Below are 729 nucleotides of genomic sequence, written 5' to 3'. Positions count from 1 at the left end.
CATCAGTTGGAAAGAGGAAGAGGAAGAGAGAACGAGAAGTAAGGGTCATCATGGCCTCTTCGATGATGGTCTCCAGCGCCGCAGTGGCCTGCGCCAGCCCGGCCCAGGCAAACATGGTGGCGCCTTTCAACGGGCTCCGATCCTCCGCCGCGTTCCCGGCTACCCGCAAGAACGCCAACTTGTCGACCCTCCCCAGCAACGGCGGCAAGGTCAGCTGCATGCAGGTCTGGCCCCCGGAGGGCTTGAAGAAGTTCGAGACCCTCTCCTACCTCCCTCCTCTCTCCACCGAGGCCCTCTCCAAGGAGGTCGACTACCTCATCCGCAATGGCTGGGTTCCCTGCATCGAGTTCTCCAAGGAAGGATTCGTGTACCGTGAGTACCACAGCTCTCCTGGGTACTACGATGGCCGCTACTGGACCATGTGGAAGCTGCCCATGTTCGGCTGCACCGACTCCGCCCAGGTGATCGCCGAGGTGGAGGAGGTCAAGAAGGCCTACCCCGAGTACTTTGTCAGGATCATCGGCTTCGACAACAAGCGCCAAGTGCAGTGCATCAGTTTCATTGCAGCCAAGCCCGCAGGGGCCTAAGCCAGCGGTCCAGCTGGGGGCCATCGCACCCCCTTCTGAGCTTTCTACCTGCTTTTTCCGTATCCCTTCCTATGTACTGTTCCGCTTTCCTTCCTCCGCTCTGATCCTGTAAAATCCTGAAGAGCTGCAACATAAGATTTTT

General features: G+C 58.7%; 1 protein-coding gene. It reads left to right on the top strand.

Translation table 11 applies throughout. The features are described 5' to 3' along the window. Positions 1–179 precede the first annotated feature (179 nt). Positions 180–587, top strand: a complete 408-nt coding sequence (locus DJ021_RS18430; protein ID WP_243626203.1) for a RuBisCO small subunit-like domain-containing protein — start codon at positions 180–182, stop codon at positions 585–587. Positions 588–729: the final 142 nt, after the last annotated feature.

Source organism: Phenylobacterium hankyongense, from assembly GCF_003254505.1.
GTDB lineage: Bacteria > Pseudomonadota > Alphaproteobacteria > Caulobacterales > Caulobacteraceae > Phenylobacterium > Phenylobacterium hankyongense.
The sequence above is the reverse complement of the archived record's forward strand: the minus strand, read 5'-3'. Positions and strand labels throughout refer to the sequence as shown.